The organism is Vibrio sp. Vb1729 (genome assembly GCF_033338655.1).
GTDB lineage: Bacteria > Pseudomonadota > Gammaproteobacteria > Enterobacterales > Vibrionaceae > Vibrio > Vibrio alginolyticus.
This window is the reverse complement of record NZ_JAWOTB010000050.1, coordinates 38,943-53,955: the sequence shown is the minus strand read 5'-3', so window position 1 is coordinate 53,955 and position 15,013 is coordinate 38,943. Positions and strand designations below refer to the sequence as shown.

Sequence of the window (15,013 nt, the reverse complement as noted above, 5' to 3'; positions counted from 1 at the left end):
ATTATCGATATTGTTTTCTAGCAGCTAATCTTTGAGTATTGGCACAGCTCAATGGGGGCAAGTGTTGCTCCAGTTCCCCCATCTGATATATACCCTCAACATCTATGCATTTTACTTTCAACTTTTCCGTGGTCCTCTTAAACAAGGTCGTCACGAGTAGCCTGAAGGATTACATCCGGCTAGAAGTAACAGCCAGAAAAGTGATTGTCAGGTGGTCGGTCATCTCGCCGTAAAATTAGCTCTTAACGTATACCTTCAGCTCAGTTTGCGAAACAGCCTTAAAGGTCAAAGTAACTTTCAATCCCATTCAGAGTGTTGGTCGTGGCCACAGCGGCTAATATCAACCCCATGATCCGACTTACAGCACTAGCTCCTGTATTCCCAATAATCCTGTGTATGCCGCTGGCCATTAATAGCAAGATATAAACAACCAATAGTACCAGCAGCATCATAGCCACGGTCTGGACTTGCTCCCAAATATTAAACCGCACGTTCTCTGTGAGTAAAACGGCGGCTAATATTGCGCCAGGGCTAGCAATTGATGGAATGGCTAGAGGAAAAACTGCTGTATCATGATGACTATTGAGCGTTCTGATTTCTTCTGCTGGTTTACTCTCACCAAATATCATAGTCAAAGCAAACAAGAACAATACGATACCGCCCGAGATTTGAAACGCAGACAAGGGAATACGCATTGCTGTAAGTATGATTTCACCAGCAACAACAAAAAACAGTAGGATAGCAGCGGAGAATAGAGTCGCAAACAGAGCGACCTTACGCTTTGCCACTTCTTCATAGCTTTTTGTGGTTGCGATAAAAACGGGCACAGTACCTATGGGATCGATGACAGCAAAGAAAAAGATAAAAGTTGCCACAAAGTCAATCATGCTACTTCTCCAGTACCAATTTAGCTTTAAGGATAGAAGATCAGCTTGAAGTAGCAGAGAAAATGTTTGACGCTAACATAGCGAGAGCTCATTCAGAAAAACAAAAATGGTGCGTTATTTACAATACAGAACTTACTTCTATCCTATCGATAACTATTAATATCTCAAAGGTAATGACTACCATACCTAACGGTAGTCGCCATCGCTTTAGACTTCTCAGAGAACATCAAAAAAAACAAGTGAACGAGAAGAATATCGACGTCATAAGATAGTGAGGCTTTAGTGTTTATACCAGTGCTCTTTTGACTCCATTTGAGCTTTTACTTCTGCACTATATTCAGCAGTAGGTCGTGCCAATAACCTTGGAATGCCGATAGGTTCTCCGGACTCTAAACAATAGCCATACTCCCCTGTGCGCAAGCGAGCCAACGATTGTTGAATCTTAGGTAACAACTTTTGCTCTCTATCTATGATTCTTAATGCGATTGCAGATTGCTCCTCACTGGACGCCCTATCGCTTTCGTCACTGAATTCCATTGGCGCAATCATCTCTTCTTTCGCGCGTTCAATATGCGCTAACGTCGATTCATAAAGCTCAAATAATCGGTTTTCAAAAAATGCGAGCTGAGCTTCATTCATATAATCCGCCTCGGGCGCTGCAAGAATTTCTTCTTCTGTCATGACATGCTTTTTCTCTTCGTTCATAGAACCTCCACACCGAGATAAGAGTTCGCTCTCTAAATTCCGTACATCTGAATCTGTATAACTTAACGACGAATGAATGCGCCAATAAGGTGCAGTACTCGACACAGTCACAAACTGCTTGATGCCAGAGTTAAGATCACCGACTATATTAATTGTTATATTATAACATTACACTATAAAGAGCATGAGCATGAACACCCAGAAACTCCCTGTTACGGTTTTGTCCGGCTTTCTAGGCGCAGGAAAAACAACCGTTTTAAGTCATATTCTTAACAATAGACAAGGCAGAAAAGTGGCGGTCATCGTCAACGACATGAGCGAAGTCAACATCGACGCAGCGACCGTTCAGAATGAAGTTTCTCTCAACCACAGTGAAGAAAAGTTGGTTGAAATGAGTAACGGCTGCATCTGTTGTACCCTGCGTGAGGATCTACTTGAAGAAGTTACTAAACTCGCGCAAGAAGGCAGATTCGATTACTTAGTTATCGAGTCCACTGGCATCGCCGAGCCACTCCCCGTTGCAGAGACTTTTACTTTTGCCGATGAAAACGGGCTCTCACTTTCAGACGTTGCACGTTTAGACACCATGGTTACAGTAGTTGATGCGATTAACTTTCTGCGTGATTACGATGAAGCTAAGTTCTTAACAGAGACAGCCGAATCCTTAGGTGAAGACGATGAACGCAGCGTCGCCGACTTGCTCGTTGATCAAGTAGAGTTCGCTGACGTTATCTTGATAAGTAAAACCGACCTCGCTGAGAAATCAGAAATCGAAAGGCTTCTTGCTATTCTTAAAACTCTCAATACATCGGCCACTATTCTTCCTATCTCGAATGGTGAAGTAGAACTTGATGCGGTACTCGACACACAAAGCTTCAGTTTTGAAAAGGCACAACAAGCCCCAGGTTGGTTGAAGGAAATGCGAGGCGAGCACATACCTGAAACCGAAGAATACGGCATTTCCAGCTTTGCCTATCATGCGAGACGCCCTTTCCATCCAGAGAAGTTTTACGACTTCCTCCACAATGCGAAAGATTACGGCAAACTGATTCGTTCCAAAGGTTACTTTTGGCTAGCAACCAGACCAGAGTTTGTCGGCCAATGGAGCCAAGCGGGAGGCATCGCACGTTATGGTGTTGCGGGTATGTTTTGGAAAGCGATTCCGAAGGAGGAGTGGCCGACGGATCAAGATTACCTAGATGCTATAAACGACATTTGGCAAGAACCATACGGCGATATGCGACAAGAATTGGTGTTTATTGGTCAGGGATTAGAGCAAGAGAAATTGATTGCTCGTCTTAACGAATGCTTGTTAACAGAAGATGAGATGGAGCAAGGGCTCGACTATTGGTTATCTCTGGAAGACCCTTTCCCTGAATGGGAACAGTAAACGACTGAGATACAAAAAAGCCTCCCACCATTCGGGAGGCTTTTTAGTTACACTGAGCCAATTTTGTTATATAGAACCAACGCAGCAAGTCCGTCTTGGAACAAGCTGAGATTCAAGCATGCAGCGAGGGAATCCTCACCAGCGCATTCAAACCGTCTTCTTCTGGCTCAACTTAGCTATTTTCTTTGGCCAAGGATCTTCAAATGTTGCCCCTTGTTGCCATTGCTCCAATTCCCCTTCCGTTAAAAAGCAGTTTTCCAGCGCATCAATAAACGCATCGACTTCGTTTTCCTGCCCAATCACCGTTAAGCGACAACGACGATCACCAAAGCGGCTTTCAACACTGTCTATCTTATCTTGCAGGATTTGACGATGTTCCTCAGTGAAGTTTTGCGATTCGTCATTGATTACCGAAGCGCGCCAAAAGCCTGTAATTTCAAGCCCCACATTGCCGCTTGCTTGGCTCCAAAGCAGTGAAACATCGTCTCGAGTTGGAAACCAAAAGAACCCTTTACTGCGGAACACACCTTTAGTTAAATACTGGTGGCAGGTATTCCACAAACGCGCAGGATGAAAAGGTCGATCATCTTTGATCACTTTCGCGACAAGGCTTTGTTCGTCTTTATCAGAGAGATTCAACGGCTCATTCACCGTCTCACGAAGTTCTGCGATTAACTGCTCAACAAGGAAGAAATTGTAGTCTTGCTCACCTTTCAACATGCGGATATCCAAGTTTCCCCACGACGTTTTGATTATCTCGGTGTAAACGTTAAGCGGGTGAATCGCCTGCGCGATGTTGCGAACGGTATTGTCGTCCACTTTGTCCGTCTTGGTGAGCATGATACGGTTTGAGAACATGATTTGCTCTACCAACAAGTTTTCAACGCCGCGAACACCCTGCTGCACGTTCTCCTGCCACTTAGGGATTAAGGCAGAACCTTGTCGATAGTCATCTCGCAACCAAGTCGCATCCACCAACGTAATTACGTCTTTGAGTGCGAATTGTGCGTTACTTTTGAAGTACTCGACCAAAGGTAAAGGATGACTACTGCCCGACGTTTCAATCACAACCCATTCTGGCGATTTTTCTGCGCAGAGCTTTTTAAGGGCTTTATCGAGCTGCTTTACACCACTCAGGCTGCTGATGCTGTCTCCACTGATCGTAACAAAGTTGCCCTGCTCTTCACTCACCGCATCGGTATTTAAGATAAGCACGCCATCGACGTCTAACTCACTCATGTCATTAACAATAACGGACAGATCAATACCAGAAGAATCGGCTTGTTGAAGAATGTTGCGTAAAAACGTGGTTTTCCCGGACCCGAGAAACCCATGCAAAATGGTGACTGGAATTGATGGCATACTTTTGACCTACAAACTCTGGATGAACGCATGTTATAACATAACAACTTAGTGAGTTATAGAAAGAATCCAATTGCTGTCTTAGACGCAAAACTTAAGAATCGGTAAAGATCACAGGGGCTGATTTCTCAGAACTCTCCTTCGTTTCTCATCACGTTTCATCACCAGCAAAGGTCTGACTATTGATAAAAATAATAAGTGGTTACAAAACGACCATTGCTTTGTTTATAAAATTGGAGAAAGATGACAATACAGCGATTTATAGGAGGTGGTGTTATGACTTTAGTTCTTACCGTTCTTATTTTCCTAAGTTGTATTGCGATGCTCGCAATTGGTGTGATGTTTTCTCGTAGGCCGATCAAAGGCGGAGGTTGTTGCAAAGCGTCCGATGTTGCGGATGTGGACGCACGTAAAAGAAAAAATCGCAGTCATTATTCTTCTAGGAACACATATTGAGACTCACCTATTGCTCCAACCTCACAACACAAAATAGCATAACTGAGCCCTAACAAATTGTCGGGACTCAGTTTTTCGTTTCTACTAGATAATCAAACTCTGATACTCGCGCCAAAAATGAAGGTTTCTGGATGTTAGGAAGCGACTTCGCGATAGGTAAGTCGGCTTTCATTGCATCAACCGGACGATTACGAACTAAAACTTCAAAATGTAAATGTGGTCCGGTTGAACGACCAGTATTCCCAGAGAGGGCTATTTTTTGCCCACGCTTTATAACTTGACCTTTTTTAACCAAGATTTTATTCAAGTGTAGGTAACGAGTTTTGTACACACTGTTATGTTCAATCACTAAATAATTACCGGCATAAGGGTGCTTGCGGACCGCAATTACTTTTCCATCCCCAGTAGAATAAACTGGCGCACCGATTGGTGTCGCGAAATCCGTTCCGTTATGCGGGGTGACTCTTCCCGTCACTGGGTGTTTACGCTTAGGGTTAAACCCAGAGGTGATTCGGCGGTATGCCCTATCGACAGGATAACGGTTAAACGCTCGCTCCAAACTGTTACCAGCTCTATCATAGAACCGTCCATCCTCGGCTAGAAATGCAGCGACTTCGCCCTTCGCTAAGTTAAAAGAAATAGCCTTAATCTCACTATTGCCAGTTTTGTGTTCACCTAAATATTGCTGTTTCACTAATATATCGAAACGGTCACCGGCTCTAAGAGATCGCGCAAAATCAATCTTATCTTTCATCACCTGCGTAATATTTGCGACGTGGCCTGATGTCAATCCAACTCGATGTGCCGAGACTGAAAAACTCCCTTTGATTTCTCCCGAAAATAAGGTTTCACGCCATTCCCCTGAAATTTCCTGAAATTCGTAAGAGAAGGAGCCATCGTTTTCTCTAGTGTAGATAGCCTTCTCTACAAGGCTCATATGATAAATTAGTTGACTCAATTGCCCCATGTCATCCATCACTAATTCAAGCTCTTCTCCGGGCTGAATCATATCTAGCTGGAGGTGATCAAGATCAACTGAGAGAATTTGCTGCAAAATACCGTAAGGGAGACCCAATTGAGCGAAGATACCACTGAGCGTATCTCCCACTTTAACTATATAGTGTATTTGTTTAGGTTTAGGCAACGGAGTCAAACTGACATCTGAGGGAACCACTATCTTTGATGATGGAGGTGGTGACGAATCACTGCTTTGATTCAGTTGAACGCTGTGACTATCTTGATTTGGCTCATCCTCTGTAGGTAGAAGCAAAGCGACCGAAAAACAAAACACAGCAACGATTAAAGCAATAAATTTAAACTGACTCATGAGAAACTAAGTATCAATAACAATGATTGTTATGTTATAACATATCTAGGATTATTTTTACTCAGTTTAGTAAACGTTTATTCAGTTCACTGGATTGGCTAAGAGAAGACCAGTCATTCACCCCATTCTCTTTGAGAAGGCTCAATAATGAACACATTCAATTCAGCACTTATCGTTGCAGGAACACACGGAAACGAACTTTCTGGTATTTATTTACATAAACTAATCAAAGAAAAACGTTACTCTGTCAATAGATCAACCTTTTCAGCCTGCTCGATCATCGCAAACTCCGAAGCAGTAAAACACAACGTCCGATACATCGATACAGACTTAAATCGCGAGTTCTCAGCAATGAATAGCAATCATTGTCCTGATTTGCATGAAAGCAAGATTGCACATCAATTTATCGAGAAATATGCAAACCAAGAAAAACTGTTGATTGTTGACCTGCACAATACAACAAGCAATATGGGAGCGACGTTGATTTTGCTTTCTAACGATGTGTTTTATCGGAAACTGGGCGCGTACGTCAAACAACGAATGCCATCAGCACATGTCCTTTTCGAAGAGCGAAAAGAATGGCAAGAGCAACCTTACCTTTGTACTGCTGGGCAATATGGAATAATGATTGAGGTCGGGGCGCAAGCACATGGTGCGCTAGAGTACAGTACGTTGGAGTTGATGAAACAGATGCTTACCGCAGTATTGGACTATGTTGAAAAGCACAACCTCAACCAAATAGGCTTACTGAGCGATTATGAGGCGTTTTTTTACACCGAAGAAATCAGGGTTCCACTTGATCAAGAGGGTATGCGGCAAGCACTAGTACACCCTACTATTTGTGGCAGAGATTTTGAGGCGGTCAAACCAGGAGCACCTTTATTAGCGACTTTCGCTGGTTATGATATCCATTGGAATGGCAAAGGGGAAATTTACCCGCACTTTATCAATGAGAGCGCCTACAGTACCGCAAATATAGCAATGGCCCTCGCTAAAAAAAGACGTGTTTCTTCCATGTAACTTAAAGCAAGTAATTAGGCCACGTGTAACGTGGATACCTCACCCCATGAATAAAACTGTGCCTGAACCGCATAGGCAGAAAATACGGGTACTAACCCCACCCTAATACGGCAGCATAAGTGCCCTAAGCGCAGCTTTAAAAGAAACCCCACTAGAATTTTAAGGAGGTAAGACATTATGGTTAAAAGGAGAGTTTTCTCTTTTCTATCATGATGCCTTCTCCAAACATCGAAATAATCTATCTTCAAATTGGTCATCTAGACCGGAAGAGATCAGTTCTAGGCGGCTTTCTGAACACTCGTCTAGTTCAAACTCTGTGAGTCCATCTGATGTTAGATTGTAACCAAAAATACCGCTTCCCGTGATAAAAACCGCTTTCATTCGTTCGACCTTGAGGTCGAGCAGCAATAATCTCAGCTTTTGATGATCGAACACGTTTTCAGCGGATATACGCCAACCGATACTGTAGAAACCTTCCCCCTGATTGGTTGCTTTTAGAATGCCGCTCTCAGGCATAGGCAACTCAGGAACAAGTGACTTTTTCTCTCTTTCACGATAAAGAACAGAGGGCGTTTTTTGCACGTCAATACGAGTCGCTCCCTCACATTCATGAAAAGGGATAGCGCCATGTTCAGCGAAAATCACTTTTGTTTCCCGCAGACCGAGCTTTGCTATATAAGCCGTCAGCTTTTGCTCATCTTCATCTTGATAGAGATCGCGCTTATTACCTACCACTGTATCTGCGATAGTGATTTGCTGGTTAAACGTTTCATGCTCAGTGTACTTAGGATCCGATAGTTTACGTGCATCGACTAAAGTAATGTTTTTTTGCAAAGCGAGAATTTGACGATAATACTCGGTCGATAGCACTTGCAGTACTTCTTTAGGATGACCAAGGCCTGTAGGTTCAATCAACAATCGATCTGGCCTTGCTTCAGACAATAATTGATTTAAGGCGATTTGCATCGGAAGACCTGCTGCACAGCACATACATCCCCCGGGGACCTCTCGAATAAACACTTGGTCTTGTTGTTTTTTTTGGCCTTGTAACAAGCTGCCATCAATACCAACTTCGCCAAATTCATTGACCAATACAGCCCAACGTTCATGACTCGGTTTATGGGTCAATAAGTGCATTATTGCCGATGTTTTCCCCACCCCGAGAAAGCCAGTGATGATGTTAGTCGGCACTCGCGAAATCAGTGGCTTATTAAAGTTCATTGGCAATTCTCCGGTAGCCTTGGACTAGTTCATGGTTGGCAGAAACGACGGATTCGGAAAAAGCTGAATATTCTGGCGGCACTTTAGAGATACTCTCTAAATCAAAACCGACACCAATATTGGTCATCGGTGGTACATGGAAATAAGCGGGTAAATCGAGGCCATCGACGACACAGTTATGACGAATAACACACCTCTCACCGATGACGCTATTGAACACGACGGAGTTGAAGCCAATGAAAACATCATCACAAACCTGGCAAGGACCATGAATAATCGAACGATGAGCAATGGATGAGCGCTCACCAATGGTCACCGCAGCCCCTGCCTTAGAGTGAATTACGACACCATCTTGGATATTGGTGTCACGTTTGATGACGATAGCTTCCATGTCTCCATGGTTATTAACTTCGTCAGCTCGAATAACAGCATAGGGTCCAATAAAAACGTTATCCTCAATAATGACTTTGCCACAGATAATAGCGGTTGGATCGATAAAGGCTGTTGAGGACACCTGTGGCATATGGCCCGTTGGGTTTCTTCTTAACATAATGCTTCCAGTTTGTTTATGGCTCTTTTTTTACGGTCAGCGACTTAACGATTGAAGGATAAACGCATCGCTCCAGCTGGTTTATCGATGACTTTGTTATTGTCATAAACTAGCGCGCCATTGACCCAAGTCTTTTGAATTTGAGCTGAAAATTCATGTCCAGCAAAAGGCGACCAACCACAATGATATAAACTGTTTTCGTTGCTAACTCGTGTTGGGGTATGAGCATCAACCAACACCAAATCGGCGTAGTAACCTTCACGGATAAAACCTCGGCCTTGAATGCCATAGCGAATGGCCGGGTTGTGCGCAGTTTTTTCGACTACTTGAGTCAAACTCATATGACCTAAACGGACATGCTCGAAGAGAGTAAGTAACGCATGCTGAACTAACGGCAGTCCGGCTGGAGCCTGCTCGTAAGGCACTTGTTTTTCTTGCCAAGTGTGAGGAGCGTGGTCTGTTGCAATAATATCTATTTGCCCCGTATTTAACGCTTTTAACAACGCATCGCGGTCACTAGGAAACTTGATTGAAGGATTACATTTGATCAAATTACCAAGAGCGCCATAATCTTTGTTGCTGAACCAAAGATGGTGAACACAAGCCTCCGCGGTGATTGATTTATCTCGAATGTCTCCCTCGTCAAAAAGTGCTAGCTCCTTCGCCGTTGTGATGTGCAGCACATGCAGTTGGCTGTGATACTTTTTGGCAAGTTCTACCGCATAAGAAGATGAAGCGTAACAGGCCTCTTCGTCACGCAAAATGGGATGGTCTTCGATAGTGAAACCTGGCTTCTTAAGCCTTTGCTTTTGCTGGTTTTGTTTAATAACAGTCCCACTTTCACAATGAGTAACAATGAGTACTGGAGAGTCACGAAAAATTGACTCCAACGCTTGCGGATCTTCGACTAACAAATTTCCTGTTGATGCCCCCATAAATACTTTCACACCACAATGTTGTTTGGGGTTAAGTTGTTTAATCTGTTCAAGATTGTCTTCGGTTGCACCGAGGTAGAAAGAATAATTTGCAAACGAGCTTTCTTTAGCGAGAGCGAACTTGCGCTCTAACGAGTCAATAGTCGTTGTAGCCGGACTAACATTGGGCATTTCCATGTAGCTTGTAATACCGCCGGCTACCGCTGCCCGCGACTCGCTTGCAATTGTGCCTTTATGTGTCAGCCCAGGTTCTCGGAAATGCACTTGATCGTCAATCATGCCTGGCAGTAAATAAGCCCCTTTAGCATCAATTACAATATCTCCGTGTTGTACGGATATATTAGTAGCAATCTTGTCAATTCTTTGATCAACAATACGTAAATCTGTTTCGGTAATGGCTCCTTCGTTGACCACCCGAGCGTTTTTAATCAATGTTGCTGACACAATTCATTCTTTTAGATAATTTATAAATGTGGCCAATACTCGGTCACCTTGTGAAGCTATAAGGGGAGATCGTGTGTCTGCCTCATAGGGGGCGGTTTGCGCATTCATCGCAAACACAGGAAATCTCAAATTGTGGGCTAAGAACGGTGAAGCCTTCTTGTATGGCTTTCGCACATACGCTAGAAATAACATTGGCTTCAACCGCTATTTCACTAACCTTTCCACACTGAGAGCAAATCAAAAACTGTGGAACGCCATGCTCCTGATCGCACGCGATTTGAGAACAAACGACGTATTTACTAGATGTATTGAGCTTATGGACAAAGTGCTCTGCTTCAAGGAAATCGAGTATTCGATAAACCGACATCGCTTGAATGTTTTGAGAAAAGTTGTGATTGCAGTAGTCAACTAGTTCGTAGGCAGAAAGCGGCTTCTCCGCATATAGCAGTGAAGTCAGTATCAATTTCCGTTTAGTAGTGAGTTGTTTACCTCGCAGCAGGCAGATTTTCTCTACCTGCTTCATGACGTCATCTACCGTTTTGAGCTTTCTCATATCTCTAGATGAAATCCAATGTGAGTAGTAAGCGACGTTCATTGTCTGCAACATGTGGAGAGCGATGTATAAGTCCAGTGGCTTCATTGCCTTCCCAACCACTTCCTTTGAGCAGGGCAACATCGCCAGGCTGCATTCGTCGTATGGCACTTTCAGAGTCGTATAAGCCCGATAGGTGATCAGGTTGACCAAGACTACCGGCACCGAGTTTAGTGCGATCAATGGTATCGTTGGTTAACCATTCGGTCGCTCGGCCGGTATAAGTTATGACAAGTCTGCAAGGCACACGATCAAAGTGAAATTTCGGGCACATCGGGCTGTCTAGGCGAGTTAGTCTCAAACCTGCTTCTTTAACCTCAAACAAACAGCAGAACATATCGACGATTAAAGCAACATCTTCACTCAGCGCATCAGCACACGCATAGCCCTCTAACTTGCTTCGTACCCATTGTGCAGCATCATCTGGCGTGACACTTTGTACCAGTGCCAATCTAGGCTCCAGAGCCAGCATCAGATTAATGTCCTTCGTCAACTCTTTCGAGAGCGTTCGCTGCCATATGGCAATATTGTGCTCTGGTTTGTAGATGTCGCTAAGTATGTTCGCTGATGTCGATATCGCCAACGATGATGTTGTTTGGACACGAAGCGGGTTCTCAACTACATCAATGCTCATATATCTTCCTCCCAAGCGTTAAAAAGGTCAGGTAAAGGTTTTAATAACGTTGATTTTCTAGGGCTATGAGACCTAGTAATCGTTACGATTTCGCTCTAGTTCACGGACATATTGACACAGTCCCACCCCATGTAGAGTCAAGTCAGACAGCGCTTGTGAAGAAATCAACGTTTACTCTCTCTCAATAGGAGACTACTGGTTGTGAGATCAATTCTTTAAACAACAAATTGTAGAGCCCCAAACAAGGGAATGTTATAACATAACAGTTAATCTTTTCAATATTTACCTTTTTTGATTAAAGATAATTAGGGGAACATCATGAGCATGCGAGCACGGAAATTATATTCCGCGATTAGAAAAGTAACGCGTAGGTGAATCGCCATAGACCCGACGAAACATCGCGATAAAGTTGCTGGGCGTCGAATAACCCAAAGCATGTGCAACCGCTCCTACAGATTCCCCTCGAGCTATCATTTCTAATGAATGTATTAGCAGTACTTGTTGCCGCCATTCATTAAAACTCATGTTTAACTCACTTCGAATCAATCGTCTTAACGTCCGAGATGAGACTGCCCCAATATTGGCCCAATGCTCCACAGAATGTTTGCTGTTTGGGTCTATTAAAATTGCTTGAGTAACTTTTTGCAGTCTCGGATCTCTGGGCAGCGGGATGTGGAGTGACTCATGAGGGCTATTGACGATTTCATCGGATATTACGGCAAGAATACGTAAAGACTGTATGGATAGATCGTCTGTTTTGCTCCATATCGATGCTCTAACCGATAGGGCTTTCAACACATCGCTCATTTGGATAACACAAGGTCTCATTGGAAACCGCTCACAACTCTCTGGAGTAAACAGTAATGAACGACCTTTCAGAGAACCACAAAAATAAACACTGTGCATCGCACCCGGGGGGATCCAACCAGCTCGGTGAGGTGGTAGTATCCACGTTCCTTCATCGGTTTTGACCTGAATTAGCCCTTCATCTATACACAGTAACTGGCCTCGATGATGACTGTGCCAATTATGTGGCCGTTGATCCAAATGGTTGAAGTCGCTCCTTTCATGCTGCCACTCCTTAACGATCAGTGCGGCGCCATTTTTCCATTCGCTGTAATCAGAGTTTGTCACTTTATTTACTCAATTCCATTTTGGCCATTATTCATTATTTTCTGTCCTCTTAACGTTACCATAGCAAGTTAGCGTTCGAGTAACATTTTAGCAACGACCATTTTATCGAAGGCAGAACCATCATGAACGAACCTATCTTTATTATCTATTACATTACGGCAGGCTTGGGCATTGGCTTTCTCGCAGGACTCGTTGGTGTGGGTGGTGGTGGAATGGCCGTCCCTATTTTTGCGTTTCTATTTTCACTACAGGGAATAGCTGATACGGAAGTAGTGCATCTTGCGTTGGGGACATCAATGGCTTCGATGATTGTTACAACATTGGGCAGCATGCGCGCTCACTACAAAAAAGAGAATGTAGACTCGACAATGGTAGTAAAAATGTTGAGCGGAGTTCTAGTCGGAACATTTTGCGCCACATTCGTAGCATCGTATCTACGAGGCGTCTATCTGGCAGGCTTTTTCAGCGTATTCATGTTGTATGTTGCTTATAAGATGTTCCTCAACACTGAAAATGAGTACAACCCTAACCCACATGGGGCTATCGGTAATATCACTGTAGGCTCGGTGATTGGCTCTGTATCAGCACTTGTCTCTATAAGCGGTGCGGGGTTGATCATCCCCTATCTTGTCCAGCAAAATTTTGAGGTAAAACGTGCTATTGGTACCTCTGCTGCGATAGGTTTCCCTATCGCGCTGTCAGGAAGCCTCGGTTACATGTTAAACGGATGGGAAAATACAGATTGGAACAACTTAGTCTTAGGATACATATACCTTCCTGCAATGATCAGCTTCTCCATTAGTAGCTACTTAACTACTAGCCTCGGCGTGCGTTGTGCAGCGTATTTCCCAAATAAAGTTCTTAAGAAAATCGTTGGTATTTTGTGTGTTCTTCTAAGCTTTAAAATGCTGGGACAAGTACTTAATTAAGGCAAATAATACGGTCACTAGTACGTCTTGCAGTATGGTGGAGGGATAAGCCTGCACAAAACTTACTCCTCGCTTTGCTTACTCGAACAGACAATGTGTAAGAAAGTGTCACATTGTTGCTATTCTTGTGGCTTTGTTAGGCTAGTCAGAATTACATCCAAAATTTTCTGGTGATTGTCCTTTCTAGAAACCTCATCACGCTCCTGGCAAAGTGCTTCCTCCCCTTCTGATGCAAGAATTTTAATACCACGCTCAGTACATTCTGCGAACGCACTAAACTGACTCGCACTGGGGATCTCTTGAAATGTCACATTGGGAAGAGCAACAAATGATTCAGCTGGTGTCAGTGCGGGATGTAGCCGATCAGAGAGCGCCACCACGGTGATAGCATTGTTCATCAAGGCCAGAGTTTCAGGGACAAAGGTTTTCGTTAGCTCAGGGTTAATAACGACGACCGATTTCAGTTTGTTTTCAGACTGAAATCGGGGGATTTTTTTATCCGGGATGCTGGTAATATCAACGTTATTTTCACGTAACCAATGACAGTCTACATTGGTGGCGTTGTGACACGATGTTCGATATTTCTCCGGGCTTATTTGCGCTCCGGAGAGCATCAGCATAGATGTGCCGCCCAGAAAAAAGCCGACCCCCTGCACTTCATCAGTATCTACGCCTCCGGACAGTATCCCGGCCGAACTTAATTCGTTCAGTCCAAGCACCAAATCACTGGTTCTGAATGTGATTTCATCAACAGCCATTTCTGCATTGATTTCGTTCGGTGCAGGAGGCTTTGGTACCACAACGACATAACCTTGTTGCGCCAGGCTCGAGGCTATCCAACCACTGTGGGAAAACGCTGACCGTGTTCCGCCCTGCGACAAAAGCACAACGGGAAATTTTCCACTTGCTAAAGGGGCATCTAACTGCGTTTCGACTGATTTAAAAATGTTCCCCCTACCAAACGAGAAGTTGTTTTTTTCGTTCGTTGTGGGATACCAATAATAGACTTCCACAGGCTTGTCTCTGTCTTCACTGAATCCCGTTTTGATTGTTAGCGCAGAATGGTATTTCGGCTCATTCGTACTGGCGCTGGCACTGACACACAATGTAGCGAGTAGAAAAGACATTATTATTTTGGTTTTCATTTTTCCCTCAGCCGGCAAACACATTCTTCTGCACGGAATCTGAAGATAACGAGCAGAAGAATATCCATATATTTTGCGAAACATAGCAATTAAGCTATTCATAGTCGAGGTAACCCAAAGAAAATGATAGACCGCTCCAGCTAGAGCCTTTCTTTTCAATAATTTTCTGCGGATATCCACCATGCAGAAGTTTGTACTTTACTCATTGTAAACGACTAATCATTGCCTCTTAAGGCAACATTAGAAAACCAACCGTATTCACAATCCATAACTCCATAACTC

General features: G+C 43.7%; 14 protein-coding genes. 3 read left to right on the top strand and 11 right to left on the bottom strand.

From position 1 onward, the window contains the following. Positions 1–278: 278 nt before the first annotated feature. Complete coding sequence (locus R7E29_RS21670; RefSeq protein WP_054576790.1) at positions 279–887, bottom strand: MarC family protein; 609 nt, start codon at positions 885–887, stop codon at positions 279–281. Between the two features lie 279 nt (positions 888–1,166). After that, entirely contained in the window at positions 1,167–1,592 is a 426-nt protein-coding gene (locus R7E29_RS21665) for a TraR/DksA C4-type zinc finger protein (RefSeq protein ID WP_017635733.1), read from the bottom strand. A 190-nt stretch (positions 1,593–1,782) separates the two neighbouring features. Here R7E29_RS21665 and zigA point away from each other — a divergent pair, with 190 nt between their 5' ends. After that, on the top strand, positions 1,783–2,982 hold the full coding sequence (gene zigA, locus R7E29_RS21660) for a zinc metallochaperone GTPase ZigA (protein ID WP_005375723.1): 1,200 nt from the start codon (positions 1,783–1,785) through the stop codon (positions 2,980–2,982). A 147-nt stretch (positions 2,983–3,129) separates the two neighbouring features. Here the strand turns inward: zigA and R7E29_RS21655 are convergent, their stop codons facing one another. Further along, positions 3,130–4,344 (bottom strand): CobW family GTP-binding protein, encoded by a 1,215-nt coding sequence (locus R7E29_RS21655; protein WP_054576791.1) that lies wholly within the window; start codon positions 4,342–4,344, stop codon positions 3,130–3,132. Between the two features lie 523 nt (positions 4,345–4,867). After that, positions 4,868–6,127, bottom strand: coding sequence for a peptidoglycan DD-metalloendopeptidase family protein (locus R7E29_RS21645; protein ID WP_054576792.1), 1,260 nt, complete (start codon positions 6,125–6,127; stop codon positions 4,868–4,870). Positions 6,128–6,274: 147 nt separating this feature from the next. On the opposite strand from R7E29_RS21645, the gene R7E29_RS21640 reads away from it, so the two are divergent. Then, entirely contained in the window at positions 6,275–7,147 is an 873-nt protein-coding gene (locus R7E29_RS21640) for an aspartoacylase (protein WP_213906675.1), read from the top strand. Between the two features lie 207 nt (positions 7,148–7,354). Here the strand turns inward: R7E29_RS21640 and R7E29_RS21635 are convergent, their stop codons facing one another. From R7E29_RS21635 to R7E29_RS21610, 6 genes are all read right to left on the bottom strand, one after another. Beyond that, positions 7,355–8,368 carry a CobW family GTP-binding protein gene (locus tag R7E29_RS21635; RefSeq protein WP_021707804.1) on the bottom strand — a complete coding sequence of 338 codons (1,014 nt, stop codon included), beginning with the start codon at positions 8,366–8,368 and terminating at the stop codon, positions 7,355–7,357. Next, a complete protein-coding gene (locus R7E29_RS21630; protein ID WP_017821071.1) occupies positions 8,358–8,918 on the bottom strand; it encodes a carbonate dehydratase in 561 nt (186 codons plus the stop codon). Before R7E29_RS21630 ends, R7E29_RS21635 begins: the two co-directional genes overlap by 11 nt. 44 nt (positions 8,919–8,962) lie before the next feature. Further along, on the bottom strand, positions 8,963–10,297 hold the full coding sequence (locus R7E29_RS21625) for a dihydroorotase (RefSeq protein ID WP_054576793.1): 1,335 nt from the start codon (positions 10,295–10,297) through the stop codon (positions 8,963–8,965). 82 nt (positions 10,298–10,379) lie between these two features. Next, a complete protein-coding gene (locus tag R7E29_RS21620) occupies positions 10,380–10,850 on the bottom strand; it encodes a Fur family transcriptional regulator (RefSeq protein WP_017821073.1) in 471 nt (156 codons plus the stop codon). Between the two features lie 4 nt (positions 10,851–10,854). After that, positions 10,855–11,523: a DUF1826 domain-containing protein gene (locus R7E29_RS21615; RefSeq protein ID WP_054576794.1), complete on the bottom strand. Its 669-nt coding sequence runs from the start codon at positions 11,521–11,523 to the stop codon at positions 10,855–10,857. A 339-nt stretch (positions 11,524–11,862) separates the two neighbouring features. Then, positions 11,863–12,657 carry an AraC family transcriptional regulator gene (locus R7E29_RS21610; protein WP_005375710.1) on the bottom strand — a complete coding sequence of 265 codons (795 nt, stop codon included), beginning with the start codon at positions 12,655–12,657 and terminating at the stop codon, positions 11,863–11,865. Between the two features lie 122 nt (positions 12,658–12,779). On the opposite strand from R7E29_RS21610, the gene R7E29_RS21605 reads away from it, so the two are divergent. Continuing rightward, positions 12,780–13,586, top strand: a complete 807-nt coding sequence (locus R7E29_RS21605) for a sulfite exporter TauE/SafE family protein (RefSeq protein WP_054576795.1) — start codon at positions 12,780–12,782, stop codon at positions 13,584–13,586. A gap of 119 nt (positions 13,587–13,705) precedes the next feature. Here R7E29_RS21605 and R7E29_RS21600 read toward each other — a convergent pair whose 3' ends face one another. Further along, positions 13,706–14,731: an alpha/beta hydrolase family protein gene (locus R7E29_RS21600; RefSeq protein WP_149192209.1), complete on the bottom strand. Its 1,026-nt coding sequence runs from the start codon at positions 14,729–14,731 to the stop codon at positions 13,706–13,708. Between the last annotated feature and the right edge of the window lie 282 nt (positions 14,732–15,013).

Excerpts from the sequence above, each read along its gene's own strand:
- R7E29_RS21665 (WP_017635733.1), bottom strand. The coding sequence starts at position 1,592 with ATGAACGAAGAGAAAAAGCATGTCATGACAGAAGAAGAAATTCTTGCA.
- R7E29_RS21600 (WP_149192209.1), bottom strand. The coding sequence starts at position 14,731 with ATGAAAACCAAAATAATAATGTCTTTTCTACTCGCTACATTGTGTGTC.
- R7E29_RS21635 (WP_021707804.1), bottom strand. The coding sequence starts at position 8,368 with ATGAACTTTAATAAGCCACTGATTTCGCGAGTGCCGACTAACATCATC.
- R7E29_RS21605 (WP_054576795.1), top strand. The coding sequence starts at position 12,780 with ATGAACGAACCTATCTTTATTATCTATTACATTACGGCAGGCTTGGGC.
- R7E29_RS21670 (WP_054576790.1), bottom strand. The coding sequence starts at position 887 with ATGATTGACTTTGTGGCAACTTTTATCTTTTTCTTTGCTGTCATCGAT.
- R7E29_RS21620 (WP_017821073.1), bottom strand. The coding sequence starts at position 10,850 with ATGAGAAAGCTCAAAACGGTAGATGACGTCATGAAGCAGGTAGAGAAA.
- zigA (WP_005375723.1), top strand. The coding sequence starts at position 1,783 with ATGAACACCCAGAAACTCCCTGTTACGGTTTTGTCCGGCTTTCTAGGC.
- R7E29_RS21655 (WP_054576791.1), bottom strand. The coding sequence starts at position 4,344 with ATGCCATCAATTCCAGTCACCATTTTGCATGGGTTTCTCGGGTCCGGG.
- R7E29_RS21630 (WP_017821071.1), bottom strand. The coding sequence starts at position 8,918 with ATGTTAAGAAGAAACCCAACGGGCCATATGCCACAGGTGTCCTCAACA.
- R7E29_RS21615 (WP_054576794.1), bottom strand. The coding sequence starts at position 11,523 with ATGAGCATTGATGTAGTTGAGAACCCGCTTCGTGTCCAAACAACATCA.
- R7E29_RS21640 (WP_213906675.1), top strand. The coding sequence starts at position 6,275 with ATGAACACATTCAATTCAGCACTTATCGTTGCAGGAACACACGGAAAC.
- R7E29_RS21645 (WP_054576792.1), bottom strand. The coding sequence starts at position 6,127 with ATGAGTCAGTTTAAATTTATTGCTTTAATCGTTGCTGTGTTTTGTTTT.